This window comes from Dehalobacter sp. TBBPA1, assembly GCF_040931655.1.
Taxonomy (GTDB): Bacteria; Bacillota; Desulfitobacteriia; order Desulfitobacteriales; family Syntrophobotulaceae; genus Dehalobacter; species Dehalobacter restrictus.
Genome location: NZ_CP162385.1, coordinates 821,187 through 846,586 on the forward strand (window position 1 = coordinate 821,187; position 25,400 = coordinate 846,586).

At 46.7% G+C, this 25,400-nt stretch carries 28 protein-coding genes; 26 read left to right on the forward strand and 2 right to left on the reverse strand.

From position 1 onward, the window contains the following. The first annotated feature begins 84 nt into the window (after window positions 1-84). From AB3489_RS04050 to AB3489_RS04120, 15 genes are all read left to right on the forward strand, one after another. Window positions 85-2,841, forward strand: coding sequence for a calcium-transporting P-type ATPase, PMR1-type (locus AB3489_RS04050; protein ID WP_368294053.1), 2,757 nt, complete (start codon window positions 85-87; stop codon window positions 2,839-2,841). 335 nt (window positions 2,842-3,176) lie between these two features. Then, complete coding sequence (gene dapF, locus AB3489_RS04055) at window positions 3,177-4,013, forward strand: diaminopimelate epimerase (protein ID WP_368294054.1); 837 nt, start codon at window positions 3,177-3,179, stop codon at window positions 4,011-4,013. Between the two features lie 82 nt (window positions 4,014-4,095). Further along, on the forward strand, window positions 4,096-5,331 hold the full coding sequence (locus AB3489_RS04060; RefSeq protein ID WP_368294055.1) for an LL-diaminopimelate aminotransferase: 1,236 nt from the start codon (window positions 4,096-4,098) through the stop codon (window positions 5,329-5,331). A 186-nt stretch (window positions 5,332-5,517) separates the two neighbouring features. Continuing rightward, window positions 5,518-6,396, forward strand: a complete 879-nt coding sequence (locus AB3489_RS04065) for a YicC/YloC family endoribonuclease (protein ID WP_368294056.1) — start codon at window positions 5,518-5,520, stop codon at window positions 6,394-6,396. 60 nt (window positions 6,397-6,456) lie between these two features. After that, window positions 6,457-6,726 carry an extracellular matrix/biofilm regulator RemA gene (gene remA / locus AB3489_RS04070; protein ID WP_019226779.1) on the forward strand — a complete coding sequence of 90 codons (270 nt, stop codon included), beginning with the start codon at window positions 6,457-6,459 and terminating at the stop codon, window positions 6,724-6,726. A 1-nt stretch (window position 6,727) separates the two neighbouring features. Next, window positions 6,728-7,309: a guanylate kinase gene (gmk, locus tag AB3489_RS04075; RefSeq protein ID WP_368294580.1), complete on the forward strand. Its 582-nt coding sequence runs from the start codon at window positions 6,728-6,730 to the stop codon at window positions 7,307-7,309. A gap of 38 nt (window positions 7,310-7,347) precedes the next feature. Next, on the forward strand, window positions 7,348-7,563 hold the full coding sequence (gene rpoZ, locus AB3489_RS04080) for a DNA-directed RNA polymerase subunit omega (RefSeq protein WP_015043499.1): 216 nt from the start codon (window positions 7,348-7,350) through the stop codon (window positions 7,561-7,563). Further along, complete coding sequence (gene coaBC / locus AB3489_RS04085; protein ID WP_368294057.1) at window positions 7,550-8,758, forward strand: bifunctional phosphopantothenoylcysteine decarboxylase/phosphopantothenate--cysteine ligase CoaBC; 1,209 nt, start codon at window positions 7,550-7,552, stop codon at window positions 8,756-8,758. Before rpoZ ends, coaBC begins: the two co-directional genes overlap by 14 nt. 6 nt (window positions 8,759-8,764) lie before the next feature. Next, window positions 8,765-9,946, forward strand: a complete 1,182-nt coding sequence (gene metK / locus AB3489_RS04090; protein WP_015043497.1) for a methionine adenosyltransferase — start codon at window positions 8,765-8,767, stop codon at window positions 9,944-9,946. A 262-nt stretch (window positions 9,947-10,208) separates the two neighbouring features. Next, complete coding sequence (locus AB3489_RS04095; RefSeq protein ID WP_368294058.1) at window positions 10,209-11,474, forward strand: phenylacetate--CoA ligase family protein; 1,266 nt, start codon at window positions 10,209-10,211, stop codon at window positions 11,472-11,474. Between the two features lie 37 nt (window positions 11,475-11,511). Beyond that, the gene (locus AB3489_RS04100) at window positions 11,512-11,907 is read left to right on the forward strand and encodes an ACT domain-containing protein (protein ID WP_019226635.1); all 396 of its coding nucleotides are present in this window, start codon (window positions 11,512-11,514) and stop codon (window positions 11,905-11,907) included. Between the two features lie 157 nt (window positions 11,908-12,064). Continuing rightward, window positions 12,065-12,700, forward strand: coding sequence for a DUF3793 family protein (locus AB3489_RS04105; RefSeq protein ID WP_368294059.1), 636 nt, complete (start codon window positions 12,065-12,067; stop codon window positions 12,698-12,700). A gap of 43 nt (window positions 12,701-12,743) precedes the next feature. Further along, window positions 12,744-13,298, forward strand: coding sequence for a manganese catalase family protein (locus tag AB3489_RS04110; protein ID WP_368294060.1), 555 nt, complete (start codon window positions 12,744-12,746; stop codon window positions 13,296-13,298). Between the two features lie 59 nt (window positions 13,299-13,357). After that, a complete protein-coding gene (locus AB3489_RS04115; protein WP_368294061.1) occupies window positions 13,358-14,692 on the forward strand; it encodes an aminotransferase class V-fold PLP-dependent enzyme in 1,335 nt (444 codons plus the stop codon). Window positions 14,693-14,768: 76 nt separating this feature from the next. Beyond that, the gene (locus AB3489_RS04120; RefSeq protein WP_019226639.1) at window positions 14,769-15,251 is read left to right on the forward strand and encodes a DsrE/DsrF/DrsH-like family protein; all 483 of its coding nucleotides are present in this window, start codon (window positions 14,769-14,771) and stop codon (window positions 15,249-15,251) included. A 44-nt stretch (window positions 15,252-15,295) separates the two neighbouring features. On the opposite strand, the gene AB3489_RS04125 is transcribed toward AB3489_RS04120, so the two are convergent. Next, window positions 15,296-15,577: a hypothetical protein gene (locus tag AB3489_RS04125; protein WP_019226640.1), complete on the reverse strand. Its 282-nt coding sequence runs from the start codon at window positions 15,575-15,577 to the stop codon at window positions 15,296-15,298. A gap of 267 nt (window positions 15,578-15,844) precedes the next feature. Here AB3489_RS04125 and AB3489_RS04130 point away from each other — a divergent pair, with 267 nt between their 5' ends. The 4 genes from AB3489_RS04130 to AB3489_RS04145 all read left to right on the forward strand — a co-directional run bounded on the left by AB3489_RS04130 (window position 15,845) and on the right by AB3489_RS04145 (window position 18,417). Next, window positions 15,845-16,339, forward strand: a complete 495-nt coding sequence (locus AB3489_RS04130) for an NfeD family protein (RefSeq protein ID WP_019226641.1) — start codon at window positions 15,845-15,847, stop codon at window positions 16,337-16,339. Window positions 16,340-16,353: 14 nt separating this feature from the next. Continuing rightward, the gene (gene floA / locus AB3489_RS04135; RefSeq protein WP_015043488.1) at window positions 16,354-17,355 is read left to right on the forward strand and encodes a flotillin-like protein FloA; all 1,002 of its coding nucleotides are present in this window, start codon (window positions 16,354-16,356) and stop codon (window positions 17,353-17,355) included. A 10-nt stretch (window positions 17,356-17,365) separates the two neighbouring features. Then, window positions 17,366-17,992: a hypothetical protein gene (locus AB3489_RS04140; protein ID WP_368294062.1), complete on the forward strand. Its 627-nt coding sequence runs from the start codon at window positions 17,366-17,368 to the stop codon at window positions 17,990-17,992. A gap of 74 nt (window positions 17,993-18,066) precedes the next feature. Next, entirely contained in the window at window positions 18,067-18,417 is a 351-nt protein-coding gene (locus tag AB3489_RS04145) for an arsenate reductase family protein (RefSeq protein ID WP_020492619.1), read from the forward strand. 6 nt (window positions 18,418-18,423) lie between these two features. Here AB3489_RS04145 and hisC read toward each other — a convergent pair whose 3' ends face one another. Further along, a complete protein-coding gene (gene hisC, locus AB3489_RS04150) occupies window positions 18,424-19,482 on the reverse strand; it encodes a histidinol-phosphate transaminase (RefSeq protein WP_026156547.1) in 1,059 nt (352 codons plus the stop codon). Window positions 19,483-19,718: 236 nt separating this feature from the next. On the opposite strand from hisC, the gene AB3489_RS04155 reads away from it, so the two are divergent. The 7 genes from AB3489_RS04155 (at window position 19,719) to hisA (ending at window position 25,354) form a co-directional block, all read left to right on the forward strand. Next, window positions 19,719-20,051: a YerC/YecD family TrpR-related protein gene (locus AB3489_RS04155; RefSeq protein ID WP_020492621.1), complete on the forward strand. Its 333-nt coding sequence runs from the start codon at window positions 19,719-19,721 to the stop codon at window positions 20,049-20,051. Between the two features lie 2 nt (window positions 20,052-20,053). Further along, window positions 20,054-21,214 (forward strand): ATP phosphoribosyltransferase regulatory subunit, encoded by a 1,161-nt coding sequence (hisZ, locus tag AB3489_RS04160; RefSeq protein WP_026156548.1) that lies wholly within the window; start codon window positions 20,054-20,056, stop codon window positions 21,212-21,214. 77 nt (window positions 21,215-21,291) lie between these two features. Next, a complete protein-coding gene (gene hisG / locus AB3489_RS04165) occupies window positions 21,292-21,963 on the forward strand; it encodes an ATP phosphoribosyltransferase (RefSeq protein WP_026156549.1) in 672 nt (223 codons plus the stop codon). Between the two features lie 23 nt (window positions 21,964-21,986). Then, window positions 21,987-23,273, forward strand: a complete 1,287-nt coding sequence (hisD, locus tag AB3489_RS04170; RefSeq protein WP_020492624.1) for a histidinol dehydrogenase — start codon at window positions 21,987-21,989, stop codon at window positions 23,271-23,273. Window positions 23,274-23,343: 70 nt separating this feature from the next. Beyond that, window positions 23,344-23,928: an imidazoleglycerol-phosphate dehydratase HisB gene (gene hisB / locus AB3489_RS04175; RefSeq protein WP_020492625.1), complete on the forward strand. Its 585-nt coding sequence runs from the start codon at window positions 23,344-23,346 to the stop codon at window positions 23,926-23,928. Between the two features lie 89 nt (window positions 23,929-24,017). Continuing rightward, window positions 24,018-24,629 (forward strand): imidazole glycerol phosphate synthase subunit HisH, encoded by a 612-nt coding sequence (hisH, locus tag AB3489_RS04180; RefSeq protein ID WP_026156550.1) that lies wholly within the window; start codon window positions 24,018-24,020, stop codon window positions 24,627-24,629. Then, the gene (gene hisA / locus AB3489_RS04185) at window positions 24,626-25,354 is read left to right on the forward strand and encodes a 1-(5-phosphoribosyl)-5-[(5-phosphoribosylamino)methylideneamino]imidazole-4-carboxamide isomerase (RefSeq protein ID WP_020492627.1); all 729 of its coding nucleotides are present in this window, start codon (window positions 24,626-24,628) and stop codon (window positions 25,352-25,354) included. The genes hisH and hisA overlap by 4 nt, the downstream gene beginning before the upstream one ends. Window positions 25,355-25,400: the final 46 nt, after the last annotated feature.

Sequence of the window (25,400 nt, forward strand, 5' to 3'; positions counted from 1 at the left end):
ATATCAGTATAACATAAATCCGGGAATTTTTTCTGGACAGGCCGAATAGCATGTACTAATGGAAATGAAAAGGAGGAGCAAGAAATGCAGCGGCAAGTTTGGCACATATTAACCGGCGGAGAAATATGCAAAGGATTTAAAGTAGATTCTGAAAAGGGTCTTAGTGATAGGGAAGTCAGCCGGCGGCTGGCAGAATTTGGTCCGAATTCTCTGGTTGTAAAAAAAGGGGTTAACCCGGTTTTCTTATTTTTGGGTCAGTTTAAGGATTTCATGGTTCTGGTGCTGATGGTTGCTACGCTCATTTCAGGTCTGCTGGGGGAAATTGCGGACGCAGTAACCATTCTGGCTATTGTTTTTCTGAATGCAGTACTCGGCTTTATTCAGGAATACAAGGCGGAAAGGTCCATGGAATCGCTGCGTTCCCTGACGGCACCGGAGGCGATGGTTCTGCGTAATAGTAGGACAGAAAAGGTACCTGCATCCGGCTTGGCTCCGGGGGACATTCTCATGCTGGAAGCAGGTGACCGGATACCTGCCGATATCCGATGGCTGAACACCTCAAACATCCGTGTGGAAGAATCAGCGCTGACCGGAGAATCCCAACCGGTCACTAAAATGAACCAGCCTTTGACTGACGAATACAGTTCGGTTGCCGACCGGAAAAACATGGGCTATATGGGAACCGTGGTTGTGAACGGGAGGGGACTTGGGATCGTTATAGCCACAGGCATGAATACCGAGATGGGTATGATTGCCGGAATGATTCAGGAGGTGAAGGAGGAAGAGACGCCTCTGCAAAAAAGGCTGGCTCAGCTTGGGAAATGGCTGGTCACGATCAGTCTTGCCGTCTGTGTTGTTGTCGTGGTGACAGGAGTTTTACAAGGAGAAAGCTTCGAAAAGATGTTTTTTGCCGGAGTATCTCTGGCAGTCGCCGCGATCCCTGAAGGTCTCCCGGCAATTGTTACGGTTGCGCTGGCAATCGGTGTGCAGCGGATGGTCAAACGCAACGCAGTGATCCGAAAGCTTCCGGCTGTGGAAACCCTGGGCTGCGCGACTGTAATCTGCTCAGATAAGACCGGAACGCTGACCCAAAATGAAATGACGGTTCGGCGGATTTTTTGTGATAACCAAGTCATTACGCTGACGGGTCAGGGTTATGACCCCAAAGGCGATTATCATGGCGCTGACCCGTATAAGGATAAAGGCCCTCTGAAAGAACTGCTAAGGTGTGCAGCCCTATGCAATAATGCTGTATTAACCAAGAAAGGAATTCAGGTGGCAGGACTTTTCAGAGGCAAAGGTCAGGACAGCATCTGGGGAATCGAAGGTGATCCGACGGAAGGCGCCCTTCTGGTTGCGGCCGCCAAAGCGGGAGTCTGGCGGGAGGCTTTGGAACGGAAGGAACAAAGGGTTGCGGAAATCCCTTTTGAATCGGAACGGAAAAGGATGACGGTTATTTATAAGAATAAGGAGGAATATAAAGCCTACGTCAAAGGAGCGCCGGATGTTGTTCTGGGACTATGCTCGCGGGAGATGACGAAGGATGGCGTGGTGGAACTGACCTCCGAAAGAAGAAAGCAAATTCTGTTTTACAATGACGAGATGGCATCGCATGCACTCAGGGTTCTGGCGCTTGGGCTGAAAGATGTCCGGCGCGGCGAACCAAACGGTGATGTGGAAAATGATCTAATATTCCTGGGTTTGACCGGGATGATTGATCCACCACGTACGAGTGCGGTGAAAGCGATAAAAGTATGCCAGGCTGCCGGGATAAAGCCAGTCATGATTACCGGGGACCATAAGCTGACGGCGCAGGCTGTTGCGAAAGAACTTGGGATCATTCACGGATTTAATGAACGGGTCGTTACCGGAATAGAACTTGATCAAATGACAGATGAAGATCTAAGCCACATGGTCATGAATATTTCGGTGTTTGCCCGGGTCGCACCAAGGGATAAACTTAGAATCGTCAGGGCTTTAAAAAAGAACGGCCAAATTGTGGCGATGACCGGAGACGGCGTCAATGATGCCCCCGCTGTGAAAGAAGCGGATATTGGAGTCGCCATGGGGCAGACTGGAACCGATGTCACCAAAGAGGCGTCGGCCATGGTAATCTCTGATGACAATTTTGCGGCGATCGTCGCAGCGGTCGAAGAAGGAAGAGGAATTTATGACAATATCCGAAAGTTTATCCGGTATCTTCTTTCCTGCAATCTCGGAGAAGTGCTGACAATGTTTCTGGGAACACTTACAGGGCTACCGCTGCCTTTGCTGCCGATACAGATTCTGTGGGTCAATCTGGTTACGGACGGTTTGCCGGCGATGGCTTTGGGGGTGGACGGAACAGAGCCGGATATCATGAAGAGGGTTCCGCGTCAGCCGGAGGAAAGTGTATTTGCGCGAGGATTAGGGCAAAAGATTCTAATCAGAGGAACGATTATTGGTTTAGCGACACTCTTTGTTTTTGTCATCGGTTTATGGTATGGCGTCGGTCTTTTAGCGGCACGGACCATGGCGTTTACCACGCTTGTTTTTTCTCAGCTTTTTCATGTCTTTGATTGCAAGTCGGAACGCCGCGGAATCTTTGAGGTTGGTATATTTTCTAATCCATTGCTGGTCGTGGCAGTAGCCATCTCTGTTACCATGCAGCTATCGGTCATCTATCTTCCGGCTTTGCAGGCAATTTTCAAGACCACAGCGCTGGTCGGCTGGCAATGGCTTGTCATTCTGGTGGCTGCCGGCGGACCCAGCTTAATCATTGGCCTGACACGACTTATTCGGAACAGGTATCAGCCAGCTAAATCCAGCCCAAATTTTAGCTTTAAGAAAAGCGTTCACTAACTCTAAAATATGTCTCCGTAATGGATGGTCAGCGCTAAGCGGAGCATGGATTGCGCAGCGCGAGATTTTGTGTCAGGGATGACACAATGACCGAAAGCGGCCATCCATTATGGAGACTGACCCGAACATAGCTACGTATTATTGCAGCTTACGGGACCTACGAATTAATCTAACATAATGAAAACATACATTATGTATACTTCAGACAAAAATATTGACCCTTTGCTGTTCTCATAGTATTCTTAAAGAAACTTGGCTGGCGCGGCCCACGGGCTTTTGCGATTTGGTCATTTTTCGAACAGACTCTGTAAAAGGCAGCGAGAGGAGAACCCTTTATGGATTTTGTGAAAATGCATGGTCTGGGAAACGATTTTATCTGCCTGGATCATTTTCTTTTTCCGACGGGTATGGATTATGCCGAAACCGCTGTCCAGCTTTGCCACAGACAATTCGGCGTCGGCGGTGACGGTCTTATTGTGATTCTGTCTTCCGATGTAGCCGATGCAAGGATGAGGATATTTAATTCAGACGGTTCTGAACCGGAGATGTGCGGCAATGGCATACGCTGTTTTGCAAAATATGTTTATGAAGCCGGTTACGTTCAGAGAGATTCGCTTAAGATAGAAACGTTGGCTGGAGTTCTGAATGTCAAACTGGAGATCTGCCGGGGAGCTGTACACCATGTTACGGTTAACATGGGCGAGCCGTGTCTTGATCCCATTAAGATACCTGTTTTGGCCGGAACGGACACTGCACTTAACCAAAAACTTGAGGTTGCCGGGCAAGAATATATTTTTTCGGCGTTATCGATGGGAAATCCGCATTGTATTATTTTTACCGAGGATTTGGAATTGCTTCCATTTGAAACGCTGGGTCCTGCGATCGAGAAACACCCGCTGTTTCCGAGAAAAACAAATGTGGAGTTTGTCAAGGTAGACAATTCAGGTGAAATAACCGTTAAGGTGTGGGAACGCGGAGTCGGCCCAACGCTGGCCTGCGGAACGGGAGCCTGCGCATCTGTGGTTGCAGCAGTACTGGCTGGTAGAACCGGTAGAACTGTGATTGTTCATTTGCCCGGGGGGGACCTGAAGATTGAATGGCAGGAAGGTCAGCAAGTCCATATGACGGGTCCAGCAGTCTGTGTTTTTCGCGGAAGTACGCTTGAATCATAAGACATCATCATACTTGAATGACTACTATAGTAAAGACTACATCAGGGAATTATAACTACATATTTACAGGAGAGTGAATAGAATGGCTTTTGTCAATGAAAATTATCTTAAACTGCCTGGAAGCTATCTCTTTTCGGAAATAGCCCGCCGGGAAAAGCAATTCAGACAGGAAAACCCGGACTGTGACTTAATAAAAATGGGTATTGGTGATGTGACCCGCCCGCTTCCGCCAGCCGTCATCGAAGCAATGCATCAGGCTGTCGAGGAAATGGGCCAGCAGAAAACCTTTAGAGGATATGGCCCAGAACAGGGATATGAGTTCCTGATTGAAAAAATCATTGAGCACGATTTCAAGCCCCGCGGTGTCGACCTGGCAGTTAACGAAGTGTTTATCAGTGACGGGGCCAAGACGGACACCGCCAATTTTCAGGAGATATTTGGCATGGGCAATATCCTGGCTGTTACAGACCCGGTTTATCCGGTTTATGTGGACAGCAATGTCATGGCTGGACGTACCGGTATTTATAACAACGACAAAGGACAGTTTGAAGGAATCGTTTATCTTCCCTGTAATCAGGAAAATGGACTGAAACCGGCGCTTCCCAGCACGAAAGCAGATATGATCTACCTGTGCTATCCGAATAATCCGACTGGAACGACACTTTCGGCTGAAGAACTGAAGAAATGGGTCGATTATGCACGTGATCATAAGGCCATCATCTTATTTGATGCTGCGTACGAAGCTTTCATACGGGAAGACGGTATTCCCCATAGTATTTTTGAAATCGAAGGTGCGCGCGAAGTGGCCGTGGAATTCAGGAGTTTTTCCAAGACGGCTGGCTTTACCGGGACTCGCTGCGCATATACCATCGTTCCAAAGGAAGTCATGGTCTATGATTCCAAAGGAGAAGCGCACAGTCTGAATAAATTATGGCTTAGAAGGCAGACCACAAAATTCAATGGAGTATCTTATCCGATCCAGGCTGCCACTGCTGCCGTATTTTCTGAGGCAGGGAAACAACAGGTCAAAGAGACCATTGATTATTATATGGATAATGCCGCAATTATTCGGACTGGTCTCGAAAAAGCGGGATATACCGTCTTCGGCGGTGTGAATGCACCGTATATCTGGCTAAAAACACCGGGACAGATGGGGTCCTGGGAATTCTTTGACAAGCTGATGAAAGAAGCCAATGTTATCGGAACACCCGGAGCGGGTTTCGGTGCGAGTGGGGAAGGATTCTTCCGGCTGACGGCTTTCAACACTAGGGAGAATACGGAGAGGGCCATTGAAAGGATAAGGACCAGAATGATATAGAGCTATTAAGCAGGATGAAACAATCCATTGTTTGAGAACGTGATTTAATTGAGGGGCTGTTTGTCTCCTCAATTTTTTTTCTGGTACCTTGTATAACTCTAAAACGCATGTAAAAGGAGCAAAGCATAGTATTCTTGCCCTTCAGAGTAAAAGAATGGTATGATTGTCGTTAAGGAGTTGAGGGAATTGGCAAATAGTATGACTGGTTTTGGCAGAGGGGAAGCTCAGGGACTCGGAGTCCAGATTTCAGTAGAAATGAAGTCAGTGAACAATCGCTTCCTGGAAGTCCTGGTGAAACTACCAAGAAGTTTGAATATCATTGAGGAACGTTTTCGTAAAGCCGTGCAGGAAAAAGTCCAGCGGGGCCGCGTTGATATTTACGTGAATATCAAGGAAACGGAAGAAAAAAAGAGATTAGTTAAGGTTGACAAAGATTTAGTGCTGTCGTATGATAATTCTCTGAAGGAATTGGCAAATTTGCTCAATACCACGTATAAGAGCGATCTTTTTAGTCTGGTTTCGTTCCCTGAAGTACTCAGTGTTGAAAACGAAGAGACGGATGCAGAAGCCTTGTGGCCATATCTCAATATGGCTTTACAGGAGGCGCTGAACCAGTTAATTCAAATGCGTAGGACTGAAGGGGAGAGACTGGCCAAGGATTTGCTGAAAAAATTAGATGACCTTTCCGGAATGGTTGATCAAGTAACTGTAAGAGCGCCGCAGGTTGTGGCGGAATATCAGGAAAAATTAAGGGAAAGGCTTGCGGCGCTTCTGGCGGACACTTCGCTGGATGAAGCTAGACTGATTACCGAAATTGCCATTTTTGCCGACAGGTCTTCTATTGAGGAAGAGCTGGTCAGGCTCGGGAGTCATTTTGAACAATTTACCAAAGCCTTTTCAACCAATGAGCCGATTGGACGGAAACTTGATTTTCTGGTTCAGGAAATGAATAGAGAGATTAATACCATTGGATCTAAGGCGAATGATCTGGAAATTTCACATATTGTTGTCCAAGGGAAAAGTGAACTGGAGAAAATCCGGGAACAGGTTCAGAATATTGAGTAACACGATGAAAAAGAGCAATAACGCCGGTATGCAGCGTATTGAATATGGGAGGTATAGGAATTGGATATCAAATTGATTAATATAGGATTTGGCAATATTGTATCGGCCAACAGAATTATCTCGATTGTAAGTCCGGAATCAGCACCCATTAAGCGAATTATTCAGGAAGCGCGCGATACAGGAATGCTCATCGATGCCACCTATGGGCGAAGGACGCGTGCCGTCATTATGTGTGACAGCCACCACGTAATTTTGTCGGCTGTTCAGCCTGAAACGGTTGCCCATCGTCTGACCGCCAAAGAATCCAGTAGTGAGGATCCGGTTGATTAATATGGAAGACAAAGGGCTGCTGATTGTGGTCTCAGGTCCTGCAGGAGTTGGAAAAGGAACGCTGTGTAAGCGGCTTTTTGCCGAGTGCGGTGATCTGGAATATTCTATTTCTGTAACGACCAGGGCACCAAGACCGGGAGAAACAGAGGGAAAAGAATACTATTTTCGTTCCAGGGATCAATTTCTTAAAATGGTTGAGAATAATGAGTTTCTGGAATGGGCAGAGTTTTGCGGAAACCTGTATGGAACCCCAAGATTTCATGTGGAAAGTGTCCTGAAGAGAAACAAGACCATCTTACTGGAAATCGATATGCAGGGAGCAAAAATTGTCAAAAAGGCTTTTCCGGATGGTGTGTTTATTTTCATTGTTCCGCCTTCCCTGGAAGAGCTCGCTGAAAGGCTTTATGGAAGAGGAACGGAAACACCTGAGGTCATGCAGCGCAGACTGGCACTAGCCGTTCAGGAAATGAAAAATATGAAGGATTATGATTATGCTGTTGAGAACGACGAAATTGGCACTGCGGTAGAAAAGCTTAAGAGTATTATGATTGCAGAAAAATGCCGGGTGAGTTCAAAGCCGTAATAATTTTAAAGTCGCTCTAATTTGAAGGAGGAATAACGATGAAGCAGCCTTCTTTGGATGTTCTGATGTCCCAGGCAGACAGTAAATATACCCTAGTGGTGGCAGCTGCTAAAAGGGCCAGGGTACTCATGAACAATTTGGATGCAAGTGAATTTAAAGATACAAAACCTGTTAGCAGGGCTTTGCTTGAGATTGCAGACGGAAAAGTCTATCCTGACTTTTTTGATAAGGTAACGTCAGATGCTTTGCGGTAAACGTGTGCTTCTGGGCGTAACAGGCAGTATTGCTGCCTACAAAGCGGTCGACATTGCCAGTAGACTGGTGAAAAGCGGTGCAGAGGTCTTTGTCGTGATGACAAAATCAGCGACAGAGCTCGTTGCGCCTTTGACATTTAGAAGCATATCAGGACAGCCGGTTTATACGGAAATGTTCACGGAACCTAAAATGTGGAACATTGAACATATTTCTCTGGCCCAGAAGGCAGACATCACCTTAATCGCTCCGGCGACAGCCAATATCATTGCGAAGATGGCTGTCGGTCTTGCTGATGATTTTCTTTCTACCGTCTTGCTGGCTGTCAATAATCCAATCTTTGTAGCTCCGGCGATGAATCATGCCATGTATCATCACCCTGCAACGCAGCGGAATCTGGGGATTCTTCAGCAACGGGGTATTCATATGATCGGGCCAGCCAGAGGTTTCCAGGCCTGCGGGACAGAAGGCGACGGCAGGATGAGTGAGCCTGCGGAGATCATTGATTTCCTTCAGAATTTTATGTTAAACCGGGAAATCATGAAAGGCCGGAAAGTGCTAGTTACGGCCGGCGGCACCCGCGAGGAACTTGATCCGGTCAGATATCTTGGAAATTACAGCTCAGGCCGCATGGGCTATGCAATTGCTGAGGCGTTTGCTGAGGCAGGCGCACAGGTGACCCTGGTCAGCGGACCCTCGGATATCCTGCCCCCGTTCGGCGTGGAAACGGTCCGGATTATTTCAGCGGAAGAGATGTATCTGGAAGTTATGACACGATATGCGGAACAGGATATCGTCGTCAAAGCAGCTGCTGTTGCTGATTTTCGACCTGCAGTCCGCAATGAGCAAAAGATCAAAAAAGACGGAGAGTCTGTTATCTTAGAATTAGTTCCGAATCCAGATATTCTGTCAGCTTTGGGAGCTCGGAAGAAACACCAGTACTTGGTTGGCTTTGCTGCCGAGACCCAAAATGTGATTGAAAACGGTCTGGAAAAGTTGAAACGCAAAAAGGCCGATATGCTTGTAGTCAATGATGTCACAGCACCTGGTGCAGGTTTTGGCACAGATACCAATATTGTTAGTTTTCTTTATCCCGATGGCAGAAAAATAGATCTGCCCAAAATGAGCAAGCTGGATGTCGCCAGAAGGTTGGTGCAAGAGATTGCCTTGAACAAAGGTATTGGATCAAAGGAGTGATTTTGGATGGGTTACAAATTATTTACCTCAGAATCTGTTACCGAAGGACATCCCGACAAAATATGCGATCAAATTTCGGATGCAATTCTTGATGCCGTCCTGTGTCAGGACAGAGAAGCACGAGTCGCCTGTGAAACATCTGTGACAACCGGGCTGGTTCTGGTAAGCGGCGAGATTACCACCCATTGTTATGTGGATATTCCAAGAGTCGTAAGGGAAACCATCAGACAGATTGGATATACGAGAGCCAAGTATGGCTTTGACGCAGATACATGTGCGGTGCTGACCTCGATTGGAGAGCAGTCCAGTGATATTGCCTTAGGCGTTAACAAAGCACTGGAGGCAAAAATATCCGAAGAAGATATCAGTGAGATCGGTGCAGGAGACCAGGGGATGATGTTTGGCTATGCGACAAACGAAACCGAAACATTCATGCCGGTGCCGATTGATCTTGCGCATAAGCTGGCCCGCAGGCTAGCTGAAATCCGTAAGGCGGAAGTGCTGAACTATTTAAGACCTGACGGTAAAACGCAGGTTACCGTTGAATACGAGGACGGAAAACCCAAAAGGATCGATACGATTGTAATTTCGACCCAGCATCATCCTGAGGTTTCCCAGGAGCAGATCAAAAACGACCTTCTGGAACATGTCGTAAGACCAGTGGTTCCATCTGAAATGCTGGATGAGAATACCCGTTATTATATCAACCCGACGGGCAGATTTGTGATTGGCGGGCCTCAGGGTGATGCAGGACTTACCGGCAGAAAAATTATCGTTGACACCTATGGCGGTATGGCTAGACATGGTGGCGGGGCGTTTTCCGGAAAAGATCCTACGAAGGTTGACCGGTCCGGGGCTTATGCCGCGCGCTATGTGGCCAAAAATGTTGTCGGAGCGGGCCTAGCTGACCGCTGTGAGATTCAGATCGCCTATGCGATTGGGGTTGCGCGTCCTGTCTCCATTTCAGTTGAAACATTTGGGACGGGTAAGGTCAGTGATGATAAGATCATCACGCTGATTAATGAAACGTTTGATCTTCGTCCGGCTGCAATCATCAACACTCTGGATCTCCGCAGACCAATCTATAGACAGACCGCGGCCTACGGGCATTTTGGGCGCAATGACCTTGACCTCCCGTGGGAGAAGCTTGATAAAGTCGAACAATTAAGGAAACTGGCCGGACGCTGAAACGTTGTTAAGCTTCCCAATAGAAATAAGTTATAGCAGAGAAAAATTATCGATATTAGTAGAAGAATAACAGACTGCAGAGGGTGTCGTGGGAATCCAGGGCATCCTTTTTTATGTTGATAACAGGAAAATAAAAACTTATAATTTTAATTAAAAGTGCTATTTCAAAATACAGATTCAAATATGGATTATCTTGATATATAATATACCTATTGTTAACAGTTAGCGTGTCAAAATAAGTTTGAGGCAGGAGGATGGTAGGATGACTCAGGATGAATTGTTACTTCATTTAAGAAAGACCATTGCACAGGTCTTAAAAGCTCCCTACTACAAGAAAAAACTGGCTGAGGTGGGTATCTATTATCCCGGCGATGTCAAATCCCTGGAGGATTTTCGGAAGATACCATTGACGGATAAAGAAGCGTTACGCCAGAATTATCCTTTTGGATTATTTGCCGAGCCATTGGAAAAGATGGTCAGAATCCATGCTTCCTCAGGGACAACGGGAAAACCGACCGTTGTAGGGTATACCCGTGAAGATATTCAGTTATGGGCCAAAATTGTGGCCAACGGTCTCAGAAGGGCTGGCATTACGTCCAACGACGTTGTACAGGTCGCTTATGGCTATGGCTTGTTTACCGGCGGTATGGGACTGCATTACGGATGTGAAGAACTTGGGGCTTTAGTCATTCCGATCTCCGGCGGCAACACCCAGCGTCAGCTGATGCTGATGCGTGACTTTGGAAGTACGGTTCTTTGCTGTACTCCGTCGTACGCACTTTATCTGGCAGACAGTCTGGGGGAAGAGGGTATGACCAAAGAAGACCTGAAGCTGAGGGTCGGGATATTTGGCGCTGAGCCCTGGACAGAACAGATGAGGGCAGAGATTGAAGCCAGACTTGGTATTCGGGCGCTCGATATCTATGGATTGAGTGAAACGATGGGACCCGGCGTTTCTTTGGAGTGCCTGAAAGGCGAAGGGCTGCATATCGATGAGAACTTCTACCCTGAAATTCTCGATAAAGACGGAAATGTTCTGCCAGAAGGAGAAACAGGAGAACTTGTTCTTACCAGCTTTAACAAAATGGGTTTCCCCGGACTTCGCTATAGAACGAAAGATATTACCAGCATCACCTATGGAAGCTGTACGTGCGGCCACACCGGCTGGACGATGAAGAGAGTGTCGGCCAGAGTCGATGATATGCTGATTATTCGCGGTGTCAACGTCTTCCCAAGCCAGATTGAAGAAGCGATCCTGTCGGTAGGTGGAATCGAACCGCATTATCTGATTGTTGTGGACCGTGAGGGTAATCTCGATACCCTCGAAGTGCAGATTGAGGTGAATGCGGCAAGCTTCAACGATGAGATCCGGGAACTCGAAGAGCTCCAGCAAAGGCTTCAAAGTAAAATACATGAGATCCTTAATATTGCGGCCAGGGTGCGTCTTGTCGAGCCGAAGAGTATCCCGCGCAGCGAAGGAAAAGCGAAGCGTGTAATTGATAAACGCAAGGAAAAACAATTAAGCTAAATTCTCCTAAATGAAAAAAATAAAGGGGGAAAAACATATGTTACAACTGTCAATTTTTCTGGAAAATGCCCAGGGCCGTCTGGCAGACGCACTGAATACTTTAGCTGACCTTCAAGTCAATATCCGCGCGCTGTCCCTTGCTGACACCAAAGATTACGGTGTACTCAGGATTATCGTGGAGAACCCGGAAGAAGTTGCGGAGAAACTCCGGGAGCGCAATTGTGTCGTCAAGATCACCCGGGTCTGGGTGCTAAAAGTTCCCGACAGTCCGGGAGGTCTGGCTGGACAACTGAACAAGCTTGTTGCCGAGGGTGTGAACGTTGAATATATGTATGGTTTTGTGGAAAAGGAAAACGAGCAGGCCCAGGTCGTTCTAAGAGTCAGAGATGCTGAAATCATGCAGGCCGCGATGGACAAACTCGCGCTCAAATGAAGAAAGTAAGCGATCAAACACAGTATTAAAGTATAATAACAATATGAAAAAAACCTGTTTCCTTACAAAAATAAGGAAACAGGTTTTTTGTATAATCCGTTCTGGCATTTAGGAAAATAAATCTAGTACCATTGAAAATTTGTTTTTGGAGGATGATATGCAGGACTTCATTGCGACTTACACCAGCCAAAGAAAAAAACAGGAGACCCGGCAATATCTGCTCGATAATATCACCTATCATCTCGCACCGCTACTTATCGCATCCAAGCCGGCTGAACTGCTTACATTTACCACTGCCATCAAAAAAGATGCGCTGGAGACCTGGGATCAAATCAAAGGTAGGCTTTACCCCTATGTGATGGTTCAGGAAATTGTCAGGAATAAAGCTTCTGTCAGCGTATTATTTTATGCCGCAGACAGATTATCTTCAATACTTCAAATCCCTGAGAACCAGTATTTCTTAAGATCACTGGATTATTGTGGGGAGACGGATCAGGATACGGCAATCCGGACTTTAAAACAAAAATGGATCATTGGGCCTTTCCCTCACGAAATCGGACTATTTCTGGGCTTCCCACTGGACAATGTGGCAGATTTTATCTATTTCCCCGATAAAAAACCTCTGCTGACCGGTTACTGGAAGGTCTACCATGCTCCTGAGAAAGCCAGGAGAATATTTCAGGAATATAACGAGGCCAGATATGCATACATCCGATACATGCTCGACGGGAACAAAAGTGAGGGCTTTTTAAAATGCATGGGTCGGAACCGGTTGAAAGGATCTTCAATATAATAAGCTAAAGAATGATTTGCCATGGCCGTCAGGAGGAATTGGGATGTTTAGTTACCAGAAACGTTTACTATATCCGGTTTATGTTGAGCAGAAAAATGAGAAGCTGGCCTGGACCTTATTGGAACATATCGGCGGGAAAGACGGGGAATTTACTGCTTTTACACGTCATATGTATCAGCGCCTGCATGTGATCAATCCATATATTCGTGATCTTTTGGGTATGATTGCTTCGGAAGAGCTTGCGCATATGGAGATCATTGCAGCTGCAGTCAGAAAGCTTGGCCTTGCTGATTTGCCGCTTGCCAATTCCGGGCAGGAGCCCTGGAATATGGAATATGTTGAGAAAAGTACGGATATTAATGAGATGCTCAAAATTAATGAAGAAGCGGAAATCAGGGCTAAGAGACTGTACCTGCGGCATCTCACACTGACTGAGGACACTTCACTAAAGAAAATGCTCCAATTCTTAGTCAACCGGGAAGAAGTTCATCAAAGATTACTAAGAAAAAGCGGTGTTCTAGTGACTCAGGAAGCCAATAATGAGCAGTTCTCGACGCTGATTCATGAATATAAAATGAGTTTGCGCGTAATGAAGTAACAAATTTTCCCTTGGTCAATAAACTATGAGGGGATTATTATGTTATAGGGGAGAGGAAAATGAGTATTGCTATTACCAAAATGAATTATGGTAAACTGGTTATCGGAATTGATGCGGAGGTTGAGCTCAAAAACGGTAAAAACTGCAGGGGAATCAATTTCGACAATGCAGCAACGACCCCGCCTTTTGTTTCAGTGCTCCAGGAAATCAGCAGTTTTGCACCGTATTATTCGTCAATTCACAGGGGGTCCGGCTACAAGTCCAAATTGTCTTCGGAAAAATATGAAAGTGCCAGGAAAACAGTGATGGATTTTGTGGGTGCAGACCACAAAAGGGATGTGGTGATCTTTGTTAAGAATGCCACAGAAGCTATCAATAAAGTGGCCTTCAGGCTGTCACAGGACGTGGATCCATACATAAAAAGTGTTATCCTTTCAACTTCCATGGAGCATCATTCCAATGACCTGCCCTGGCGGGAAAAGTATGAGGTCGATTATATTGAAGTGGATGAATGTGGCAGGCTAATCTTTAACGATTTTATTGAAAAGCTGGAAAAATATAAAGGCCGGGTCAAGCTGGTAACTGTAGCCGGAGCTTCAAATGTAACAGGTTATGTCAATCCCGTACATCGAATTGCTGAATGGGCTCATAAATATGGTGCAAAGGTCATGGTTGACGGATCACAGCTGCTTCCTCATCAGCCGTTTGATACGAAGCCCTCCGCTTCCAGCAAGCATATCGATTTTCTTGTTTTCTCCGCACATAAGATGTATGCGCCTTTTGGGACCGGCGTTCTGATTGGCCCCAAAGACTTTTTCCTGAAGGGAAGCCCCGATTATCAGGGCGGAGGAACAGTCAAAGCTGTAACCCGTGATTTTGTAATCTGGAATGATCCTCCTTCCAAAGATGAGGCCGGAACGCCCAACTTAATGGGCGTGCTGGCCTTGGCCGCAAGTATAAAAACCCTGAGCGCAATCGGGATGCGAAATGTGTACAAGCATGAAAAAACCCTGACATCTCAACTGATTCAGGGATTAAAGAAAATAGACTGTATCGACATCTATTGTGCAGAAGATCAAAGTCAGGAACGGGTCGGGATTGTCCCCTTTAATATGAAGGGCATTTATCATGAGAAACTGGCGGATATACTAGCCGGAGAAGCCGGAATTTCTGTCAGGAGCGGGTGTTTCTGCGCACATCCTTACGTTCAAAAGCTGATGAAAGTCGAACCAGTCATCTTAAGTGCAGTTGCAGATCATCTTCCGGAAAACAGACCCGGGATGGTCAGAGTCAGTTTTGGTTTATACAATGAACCTCACGAAGTTGGCAGGCTACTGGAAGCATTGCAGGAAATTGCCAAAGACAGAAGACGATATTTGAAAATGTACAGCTAAGACAGTCAAGCCTGCATAAAGATAAGAACCATTACCGACAATAAAAACATACATCTAAGAAATGGTGGTGCTTATCATGGAAAAAGAGAAGAAACTCAGCCTGATTTTGTTCAGCGGGGATTATGACAAGGCGATGGCTGCCTTGATCCTGGCTAATTCGGCCCGCGAGCTCAACATGAAAGTCAGTATCTTTTTCGCTTTTTGGGGTCTGTGCCTGATACGCGATCCGGAGAAGATGTCTTTGGAAGACAAAACAGTTTATGAAAAAATGTTAGGAATGACGGCACCGAAAGGTCCGGAAGACCTGCCGCTTTCCCGGATGAATATGGCTGGCATTGGAAAAGCCATGCTGAAACAAATGATGGAAGACCAGGACGCACCAAATCTTTCCGCTTTTCTGAAAGGAGCGCAAAAAAAAGGGGTAAGCTTTTACATATGCAAGCTTTCCCTTGAGATCATGGGTTTTACACTTGAAGAAATGATTCCGGATGTCAAAATTATGACAGCGAAAGATTATCTGCAGGATGCCCTGGAAGCGGACATAGAGCTTTTTATCTAAACTGTTTATCGGCTTCTTCCTTTACACTGTTTCCTTAAAGTTTGTTATATCTTCGGTATCCGGTATTCGTTCTCTGTATTATCCGCATCAATCACAGTCATATATTCCCGCTGACTGCCATTGGCAGTTTTATTCCGCGTCCCTTGGCGAAAGGCATTTGCCCCGAGTATGGTCTTTTTCTTCTTGCTGAAAAATTTCTGATAGATGACGCGGGTGGAAATCCCGATGCCCAGGAGAAGCAAAAAGACCCAAGAAACTATTACTGCCAGGAAAATCATTCCTAAAGCAAAAATGGAATATAGAAGATATTTTAATAAATCAGGCATTTATATCACCTCTGACTATTATTATAAGCAGTAAGCTTAAGATATGATTAATGCAGACAAATGATTAATGCAGATCATTAATATGCAGAATGAATCTTAGGTTATCGGATAAGCTCTAAGGTGAATTTAATCATTGCCGGATATTGTAAGGTTTAGAAGAACGATTGTCTTTACGAATGAAGTCATGAATCTAACGTGACAGTACGAAGAAGGAATAGCCCAAAAAGTAAAATTATGCTAAAATAAGCGAAGAAAGGGGATGTGAATTTGGATGTTTTTGTCGGGATTTCTCTTTCCCTGATTATTGTAGGAATCATTCTGGTTATTCTGGAAATATTCATTATTCCAGGCTTTGGCGTCTCAGGGATCATCGGGCTTTTGATGATGATCGGTGGAGTATTTTTAGTGGCTGATTCGTTCGCCGAGGGCGTCGTGTATCTTCTGATCATACTTATTATGGCAGGGCTGCTGATCTATATTGGGTATAAAACGGGTCGGCTGAAAAAACTCTGGCGTAAGGTAACTTTGGGGGAAAAGCAGAGAACCGAAGAAGGCTTCGTAGCACCCAAAACAGATTATAAACACTATCTCGGGAAAACAGGAAAAGCCCTGACCCTGCTCCGTCCGGCAGGCACAGCGCAGATTGAAGGAGAACGGGTCGATGTCGTCACAGATGGAAGTTTCATCCCAAAAGATTCTGCGATAAAGGTCATCGCGGTTGAGGGTACAAGAATCATTGTGAGTAGGGAAGAAAATGAATAGGAGGTTATAAACATATGACAACGGCACTTGTTACAACGGTGATACTGATTATGCTGGTTCTGATTATTCTAATGGTTCTGTTTACGTTTATTCCGGTCGGTCTCTGGATTTCGGCTTTGGCAGCTGGTGTTAATATCGGCATATTCACACTGATCGGGATGAGACTTAGGCGAGTTGCACCGATCAGGATTGTGAACCCATTGATTAAAGCACATAAAGCTGGTCTGGGACTTACCCCGGCACAGCTTGAGGCCCATTACCTTGCCGGAGGAAATGTCGACAAGGTTGTTAACGCATTAATTGCTGCGGAAAGAGCGGCCATACCGCTTAAATTTGAAAGAGCCGCAGCCATTGATTTGGCAGGACGTGATATTATGCAAGCGGTGCAAATGTCCGTTAATCCGAAAGTTATCCAAACACCCACTGTCTCTGCTGTTGCACAAAATGGGATTGAATTAAGAGTCATAGCAAGAGTCACAGTTCGGGCAAACATTGACCGTCTGGTTGGCGGAGCTGGTGAAGAAACGATTATTGCACGCGTCGGAGAGGGCATAGTAACAAGTATCGGTAGTTCCTCTTCCCATGCCAATGTTCTCGAAAATCCGGACATGATATCCCAGGCTGTTTTGAATAAAGGGTTGGACTCCGGAACAGCTTTTGAAATCCTCTCCATTGATATTGCCGATGTCGATGTCGGCAAAAACATTGGAGCGCAGCTGCAAACAGATCAGGCTGAAGCGGACAAGAGGATTGCCCAAGCCAAAGCGGAGGAACGCAGAGCGATGGCGGTAGCCAGGGAACAGGAAATGAAAGCGTCCGTTCAGGAAATGAGAGCAAAAGTCGTGGATGCGGAAGCGGAGGTGCCACTGGCACTGGCGTCAGCTTTAAAAGAGGGACGCCTTGGCGTTATGGATTATTACAATCTGCAAAACGTGATTGCAGATACCCGCATGCGGGATAATATCGCTGTCACAGCCAAAGGAGATGAACCGGAAACGACGATACCCAAGAAGTAGGTGATGTTCAGTGGATATCATAACATTTATCATTATTGCGGTTGTAATTTACAGCTTCTTTGCCAATAAAGACAAGCCTCCGCAACGCAGGCCTGTTAGGCCGGAGGACAACAGGCCGTTGTCCGAACCTCTGACAACCGAGATGGACAGGGACATTTCCCGGATGGAAAGAAAGAAAAAAGGAAATTTCTTCGAAGATCTGGAAAGACAGCTTAGGGAATCTGTGGAAAAGGCTGAGAGAGAGCTGCAGGCTGGACCGTACGGATCAACCGTCAAGAAAAAGGCTGCTGCCCCTCCGACTTCTGCTTCTTCAGTTCCGCGGAAAGCTGAAAACGTCCAAAAAACAGAAAACAAATGGAGAGAAGAAGGACGATCGGACTATGATCGGTATATTTCCAACGAGGGCACCCAGGGCATTGAAGGCCTCGGCGGTGATGAAGGAACCGCAGACCAGGAAGGGACTTGGGGATCCGAAGGTAGTGATTATACCAACAGAAAGATCACACCGGGAGATCAAATTTCTCAAAAAAGAGCGGCCTTTGGTCTTAATTTATCATCTTCGGAAGTAATGCGTGGCGTTATCTGGGCTGAGGTCCTAAAGGAACCAAGGGCTAGGAGAGCATTTCCGCGTAGATAAATAAGACAATAATTATTGATATACAACAAAAAATAGAATGAAGAAAATCAAATCAAGAGAAATTAAGAGAGTTTATGAACATACAGATATTTGGAATCAAAAAGTGTTTTGATACAAAAAAAGCGGAACGCTGGTTTAAAGAGCGCCGCATTCGATATCAGCTCATAGATCTGGACCAAAAGGGATTAAGCAAAGGAGAACTGCAGAGTGTTAAAGCAGCGGTGGGTCTAAACAGCCTGTTTAATACCGGAGGCAAGGACTATTTGCGCTTAAATCTGGACAAAATCAGTAGTTCAATTGTCAGAGAAGAATTATTGCTGAACAATCCCGGTCTTTACCGGACACCAATCGTCCGTAACGGCAAACAGGCTACAGTAGGGTATGTCCCTGAAGTTTGGGAATTATGGGTTAGTAACGAACCATAACAAACCTTATGGGTTAATCTTGGTAAGTGCTTGGAGCAGGCTGTCCATCTCCTCGTCACTGCCGATGCTGACGCGTAGGTAATTGTCGATTTTGGGCTGGCGGAAGTACCTGACCAAAATGCCCTGCTGTCGGAGTGCGGTGAAGACCTCTTCAGCCTTGAGCACGGGGTGGGATATGAAAATGAAATTTGCTTGTGATGGAATCACTTGCCAGCCCATTTGCCTGAGTACCGGAACGATCCTTTCCCTCGTTTGCATCACTTTTTGTCTCGTGACTTGGAAGTAGGACTCATCCTTCATGGCTGCGATTGCTCCGGCCATGGATAAGCGGTCCAATGTATAGGAATTAAAGGAATTTTTGATCCGGCTCAAGCCTTCCATCAGCTCATCCTGACCCAGAGCAAAGCCAACTCTTAAGCCTGCCAGAGACCGGGACTTGGACAATGTCTGGATTACCAGCAAATTGGGGTACTTCTCAATAAGCGGAATGGCAGTTTCACCGCCGAAATCAATATAGGCCTCATCAACGATGACTACCTTATCCATATTATGGATAAGGATTTTTTCTATCATTTCGGGCGTCACATAGTTGCCGGTAGGGGCATTGGGGTTCGGAAAGATGACTCCGCCTTCCGAACCGTAGAAATCAGGCGGGTATAAAGAAAACTCTTCTCTCAGCGGGACCAGCCGGTAGTCCAGCTGAAATAAATTAGCATAGACCGGATAGAAACTATAGGTAACATCCGGGAACAGGATCGTGCGGCCCGGATCAAAAAAAGCCATAAACGCAAAAGCCAGGATTTCATCCGAACCGTTTCCAACAAATACCCACTCCTTTTTCAGGCCATAATATTCGGCTACGGCCTGGCGCAAGTCCTCACCGCCCGGATCGGGGTATAACTTCAGTTTCTCATTTGCGGCTTCTTTGATCGCTTCGAGGACCAAGGGAGAAGGCGTATAGGGACATTCGTTCGTGTTCAGCTTGATATATTTTTTGTCTTTCGGCTGTTCTCCCGGTACATACGGTTTTTGACCAGCCGCAATTTTGCTCCAGTATTTGCTCATTCGCTCACTCACTCTTTTCCATAAAAAAATAAACCGTAGATTTTCCTTCATTTCTAAGTAAAAAAATAAGACGTTGAGTAGATTATATCCCGAGTATATCGGGCCTGCAAGCCAATTCTGGATTATTCTTTTTAAACGGAGGCACAGGATTAAAGATTTTTTACAATTATACTTGACATCGGTTCAATACTTTAATAAATTAAAGTGTGAAAGAGATAACCCGGAGGTAAGTCATCATGCTGAGTGACGAAAGGATCAGGGATACCCTGACCGATTCTCTTATTGAAGCGATCCTTCTGCTCAAAACGAAAGAGGAATGTTACAGCTTCTTTGAAGATTTGGCTACGGTAGCGGAGATCAAGGCCCTCGCGCAGCGGCTGGAAGTCGCCCGTATGCTGGAGGAAGACGTGACCTATTCCAGGATTGCTGAAGTTACCGGAGCAAGCTCTGCCACCATCAGCAGGGTCAAACGTTGTTTGAACTATGGCGCTGACGGTTACAAGATGGTTCTCGAACGAATGGAGAAAAATAAAAAAAATAAGAGCTTTCAGAAAAATGAGGTGCAATAATTATGGAACGTTCATCATTAGGGCTTAAAATTCCGGAGGGGATGATCGATCTTCTGCCGGCTGAATTAGCACAGCTGGAGGAGTTGGAAGGAAAAGCAATCAGTGTATGCAAAAATTGGTCTTATCAGAAAGTTGCGACACCCGGACTCGAATATCGGGCCTGTGTCGAGCCTGACGCAGACAAGGATGACCATTTATATAAGTTCTTTGACAAAAACGGTCATACGCTCGTATTAAGACCGGAATTCACAACCCCGATTGCCAGGATGGTTGCCACAAGACAGAAAGGCGGACAATTTCCGCTGCGGTTCTGTTACAGTGGTGATGTTTACAGGAATGATTCCGCCCGTTACCGGGAATTCAGGCAGGTGGGCGTTGAACTGATCGGCTCGGACAATGACATTGCAGACGCTGAAGTTATTGCGCTGGCTGTAGAAATCATGAAGACACTCAAAATCAGAAATTTTCAACTGAACCTTGGGCACAACGGGATTTTCTCGGGACTAGCCGAAGAGATGAGGTTTGAAACCAAAGTGAGGGAGGAACTGGAAGACGGTATAGCACGTAAGGACATGGTAAAACTTGAAAAAATCGTTTCTTCCAACGACTTGCCCGAGCCGGCGAAAGAACTTCTTCTATCCCTGCCTCATCTGACCGGGAAAGAAGAAGTCCTGGATAAGCTTCAAAACTGGACGCATATTAAGCCGATCGGAAAAGCTGTGGAATCTTTACGGACCATCTATTTGTATTTAAAGGAATTCGGCGTTCAGGACTACGTATCCCTGGACCTTGGAATCTTAAGAGGATTCTCCTATTATACAGGCGCAATCTTTGAAGGTTATCTTCCGGGAATCGGCGTTCCGCTGATTGAAGGAGGACGTTATGATGGTCTCTATGCAGATTTTGGAATGGATTACGGCGCAACAGGTTTTGCGGTTAATCTCGGCCTTATGCTCGAGAAGGCTGCAGATTTTGAATTGGATAAGGCCGATGTTTTGGTTTACGGGCAATCCCCCGGAGCTGTGATCAAACGCTGCCGGGAGCTCAGAAAAAGCGGCAAAAAAGTTGAGATGGCCCTCGGATTCCTGACGGACGCCGATGCCAGAAACCTGGCTTCCAGCCGCGGAATTGCGCTGCTGGAGAAGATTGAGAGCAATAAATAAGTGTCATTTAACATCGTTAGCAATTAATTTAAAAGGCCATTGGTCTAATCATCAATCTTTGGAAGGGGCTTTGTATTGTGCCGAAAAATTATTTAACCATAGCGCTGCCAAAAGGAAAATTACTGACGGATTCAGTGGCGCTTCTGACTGAAGCGGGGCTGGACTGCAGATCGGTAGAAAATGATTCCCGTAAACTGCTGTTTGATCTTCCTGGATCAGAGGCGAGGATTATCATTTGCCGCCCGACGGATATTCCCACTTATGTAGAACAGGGAGCGGCAGATATCGGTTTCGTCGGCAAGGATACCGTAATCGAACAAAACAAAGATGTTGCTGAACTGGTTGACTTAAAATTCGGGTATTGCCGCTTTGTTGTGGCGATGCCGGAGGAAAACCTGCCGCAGAAGCTGCCTGACGGACAATATGACCTGAGCGTGCTAAACCAAAAGAGAGCTGCAACCAAGTTCCCGAGAGTTGCCCAACTGTTCTTCAATGAGCACGGTATGCAGGTTACACCGATCAAACTGCATGGCAATATTGAACTTGCTCCCCGGGTGGGTCTGGCTGAGATGATTGTGGATATTGTCTCAACCGGTAAGACCTTAAGAGAGAATAATCTGGCCGAGGTCGCCCAGATCCTTGAAGCTACGAGCAGAATGATTGCCAATCGCGTGTCCTATCGGGTAAAATACGAACGTATTCAGGGGCTTGCAGAAAAAATGAGAGTCCTTGTCCAGCAGTACGACTGATATTGCCAAAGGAGGTTTAGACGATGAAGACTGTACAAAAAATTGAGGATATTGACCTGAAAACGCTTATTAATAAATCCTACGGCAATGACCGTGACTTGGAAGAAAAAGTGGCAGGAATCCTGCAAAAGGTGCGTGAACAGGGTGATGAAGCCATTTATGACTTGACTGCCGCGTTTGACGGGGTTGACCTGAAGGCCTCGGGACTTCGGGTCACCGACCAGGAGATATGGGAAGCTTATAAAAAAGTAGATGATGAGTACCTGGAAGCAATCAGTCAGGCGATCAACAACATTAGAACCTACCACGAAAAGCAAAAAAGGGTTTCCTGGTTTGATACTGCCGAAGACGGCAGTATCCTTGGCCAAGTCATTCGCCCTTTGCAGCGGGTCGGGGTCTATGTTCCGGGGGGAACAGCAGCTTATCCATCTTCCGTTCTGATGAATGCGCTTCCGGCAGCCGTGGCTGGAGTCGAGGAGATCGTCATGGTTTCTCCGCCGCTGAAAGATGGAAGCCTTTTGCCGGAGGTACTGGTCGCTGCCGCGGAGTGCGGTGTCAAAGAGATCTATAAGGTCGGAGGCGCCCAGGCGGTCGCTGCTCTTGCTTTCGGCACAGCATCGATTGCCCCTGTGGATAAGATTACAGGGCCCGGCAATATTTTTGTAACCCTTGCTAAGAAAATGGTCTATGGAACCGTAGATATCGATATGCTGGCCGGACCGAGCGAGATCCTTATCCTTGCGGATGAAAGCGCTGTCCCGGAGGAGCTGGCGGCAGACCTGCTTTCGCAGGCTGAACATGACAGGCTTGCCTCAGCAATTCTCGTTTCACCGTGTTCCGATTTGCTGGAAAAGACGGTGCTTGAGGTGGAGCGCCAGCTTGAAGCACTGCCGCGGGCTGAAATTGCCAGGGATTCCTGGGATACTTACGGGGCTGCAATTCTGGTCAGGGATATTCAGGAAGGGATAAACCTTGTCAACCGCATTGCCCCCGAACACTTTGAACTCGCTGTGCAGGAACCGTTCGCCTGGCTGGGCAAGGTGAAAAATGCCGGGGCGGTGTTCCTGGGGAGATATACACCGGAACCGGTCGGTGATTATTTTGCGGGACCAAACCATATCCTGCCGACCGGGGGAACCGCCCGCTTTTACTCTGTCCTTGGCGTCGACACCTTTGTTAAAAGAATAAGTGTAATCAACTATTCCGAAGAAGCTTTGCAAAGGGATACCGCCCAGATTGCATACCTTGCCCGCAAAGAAGGGCTGGAAGCACATGCCAGGGCTGTAGAGGTCAGACAGAAGAAGCTTTGAAATCGTGATAGCGGAAGAACAGTAAATTCATGTATAATATAAAAATAAGGTTAATAAGGGGGCCTATAGAGTGAGGAGTGCCAATCTAAGCAGAACAACCCTGGAGACGGAAATAACACTGGCGCTGGCCATTGACGGCAGCGGTAGAGTAAGCGTAGATACCGGGATCGGTTTTTTTGACCACATGCTTGATGCCTTTTGCCGGTTTGCCCATTTTGATCTGGAGATTGAAGCCGGGGGGGACCTGAAAGTTGACCAGCACCATTTGGTGGAAGACTGCGGGATCGTTCTTGGACAGGCGATGAAAGAAGCGCTTGGGGACAAGTCCGGAATTGAGAGGGTCGGGGACTGCCTGTTTCCGATGGATGAAGCCCTGGTTCAGGTTGCTGCAGATATTTCCAACCGCGGGTTCTTGGTCTGGAAAGTAGATTGCCCGGAAGGGATGGTCGGTGATTTCCCTGTAGAGATGGCGGAAGAATTTTTTCGGGCCCTGGCGACGAATGCCGGCATCACGCTGCATATAGGCATGCTGGACGGAAAAAACAGGCACCACATTCTCGAGGCTGTATTCAAAGCCGCGGGCAGGGCCCTTGGACTTGCTGTAAGGAAAAGCAGTCTTGTTGACGGTGTGCCCTCTACCAAAGGGAGCTTATAGAATAGACCTATTATTCTATTCTAATTGTATGGTTGACAAGGTACTAACTGATAAAATAGTCCGTGTAATTACTGGAGGACATCATTAGAATGATAGGCATAGTAGACTATGGACGCGGAAATCTACGAAGTGTGGAAAAGGCGTTTGAAAAACTTGGATTTTTAGCGGAGATCATAGAATCTCCGGAGAAGCTGACCGGTACGGACGGAGTTATTCTTCCTGGAGTCGGCGCTTTCGCTGATGCCATGGATGAGCTCGCCAAAGGCGGCTGGCTTGACCCTTTAAAACAATATGTACAAAGCGGCAAACCTTTTCTGGGCATTTGCCTCGGCATGCAGCTGCTTTTTGAGGTTGGTGAGGAGCATGGAGAACATAGCGGTCTTGGTTTTCTGAAAGGCCGGGTGGTCAAATTCCCGCCGGGCTTGAAGATTCCGCATATGGGATGGAATAAGCTAAATGTTATCAGACAGAACATGCTTTGTAATGATATTCCGAACCATTCTTATTTCTATTTTGTCCACTCTTATTTTGCTCAGCCGGCCGATCAGGACTACATTGCCGGGACCAGCGATTATGGACTGGAGTTTCCTGCCCTGGTCGGCAAAGACAATGTCTGGGGTGCACAGTTCCACCCGGAGAAGTCCAGCCCCTGGGGTCTGGTCATGCTCGATAATTTTGGGAAATGGGTGAAAAATCAATGATCATATATCCGGCGATTGATTTAAAAGACGGCAAAGTTGTCCGTCTCCTGCAGGGTAGAATGGAGGATGCAACCGTATACTCCGATGACCCTGCAGGGGTGGCGGCCGATTTCATGGACAGAGGGTCAAAGGTTCTGCATATCGTCGACCTGAACGGGGCATTTTCCGGAAAGCCCGTAAACGATGAAGCCATTCGGGATATTGTAAAGAATGTTTCGTTGAAGATTCAGGTGGGCGGTGGTATCCGGACACTGGCCAGGATCGAGGAACTGCTGGATTTAGGTGTATCAAGGGTCATACTCGGGACGGTCGCGGTAAGGGATCCGGAGCTTGTGACAGAGGCTGTTCGCAGGTATGGCGATCAGATTATTGTCGGGATCGATGCCAAAGACGGCATGGTCGCGGTTCAGGGATGGGCGGAAAGCACCGGCCTCAAAGCTGAGGATCTCGGTAAAGCGATGAAGCAAGTCGGCGTTTCCCGGATTGTCTTCACCGACATTTCCAGGGACGGAATGCTTGGCGGTCCGAACATTGCCAGCACGGTCAGGATGGCCGAGACGACCGGACTTAAGGTGATTGCATCCGGCGGTATTTCCGCGTTGGACGATCTGGATAAACTGAAGGCGGAGGCTGACCGTGGAATAGCGATTGAAGGTGCTATTGTCGGAAAGGCTATCTATTCAGGCGCTTTCACGCTGGAAGAGGCACTGCGGGTGATCGCCTAGAATATAATTTCTATTTAACTTTTACTTATATCTCATAGATTAAGTC

Bases quoted from the DNA above. Each gene is read 5' to 3' on its own strand.
- AB3489_RS04050 (WP_368294053.1), top strand. From the start codon at position 85: ATGCAGCGGCAAGTTTGGCACATATTAACCGGCGGAGAAATATGCAAA.
- dapF (WP_368294054.1), top strand. From the start codon at position 3,177: ATGGATTTTGTGAAAATGCATGGTCTGGGAAACGATTTTATCTGCCTG.
- AB3489_RS04060 (WP_368294055.1), top strand. From the start codon at position 4,096: ATGGCTTTTGTCAATGAAAATTATCTTAAACTGCCTGGAAGCTATCTC.
- gmk (WP_368294580.1), top strand. From the start codon at position 6,728: ATGGAAGACAAAGGGCTGCTGATTGTGGTCTCAGGTCCTGCAGGAGTT.
- rpoZ (WP_015043499.1), top strand. From the start codon at position 7,348: ATGAAGCAGCCTTCTTTGGATGTTCTGATGTCCCAGGCAGACAGTAAA.
- coaBC (WP_368294057.1), top strand. From the start codon at position 7,550: ATGCTTTGCGGTAAACGTGTGCTTCTGGGCGTAACAGGCAGTATTGCT.
- metK (WP_015043497.1), top strand. From the start codon at position 8,765: ATGGGTTACAAATTATTTACCTCAGAATCTGTTACCGAAGGACATCCC.
- AB3489_RS04095 (WP_368294058.1), top strand. From the start codon at position 10,209: ATGACTCAGGATGAATTGTTACTTCATTTAAGAAAGACCATTGCACAG.
- AB3489_RS04100 (WP_019226635.1), top strand. From the start codon at position 11,512: ATGTTACAACTGTCAATTTTTCTGGAAAATGCCCAGGGCCGTCTGGCA.
- AB3489_RS04105 (WP_368294059.1), top strand. From the start codon at position 12,065: ATGCAGGACTTCATTGCGACTTACACCAGCCAAAGAAAAAAACAGGAG.
- AB3489_RS04110 (WP_368294060.1), top strand. From the start codon at position 12,744: ATGTTTAGTTACCAGAAACGTTTACTATATCCGGTTTATGTTGAGCAG.
- AB3489_RS04115 (WP_368294061.1), top strand. From the start codon at position 13,358: ATGAGTATTGCTATTACCAAAATGAATTATGGTAAACTGGTTATCGGA.
- AB3489_RS04120 (WP_019226639.1), top strand. From the start codon at position 14,769: ATGGAAAAAGAGAAGAAACTCAGCCTGATTTTGTTCAGCGGGGATTAT.
- AB3489_RS04125 (WP_019226640.1), bottom strand. From the start codon at position 15,577: ATGCCTGATTTATTAAAATATCTTCTATATTCCATTTTTGCTTTAGGA.
- floA (WP_015043488.1), top strand. From the start codon at position 16,354: ATGACAACGGCACTTGTTACAACGGTGATACTGATTATGCTGGTTCTG.
- AB3489_RS04145 (WP_020492619.1), top strand. From the start codon at position 18,067: ATGAACATACAGATATTTGGAATCAAAAAGTGTTTTGATACAAAAAAA.
- hisC (WP_026156547.1), bottom strand. From the start codon at position 19,482: ATGAGCAAATACTGGAGCAAAATTGCGGCTGGTCAAAAACCGTATGTA.
- AB3489_RS04155 (WP_020492621.1), top strand. From the start codon at position 19,719: ATGCTGAGTGACGAAAGGATCAGGGATACCCTGACCGATTCTCTTATT.
- hisZ (WP_026156548.1), top strand. From the start codon at position 20,054: ATGGAACGTTCATCATTAGGGCTTAAAATTCCGGAGGGGATGATCGAT.
- hisD (WP_020492624.1), top strand. From the start codon at position 21,987: ATGAAGACTGTACAAAAAATTGAGGATATTGACCTGAAAACGCTTATT.
- hisH (WP_026156550.1), top strand. From the start codon at position 24,018: ATGATAGGCATAGTAGACTATGGACGCGGAAATCTACGAAGTGTGGAA.
- hisA (WP_020492627.1), top strand. From the start codon at position 24,626: ATGATCATATATCCGGCGATTGATTTAAAAGACGGCAAAGTTGTCCGT.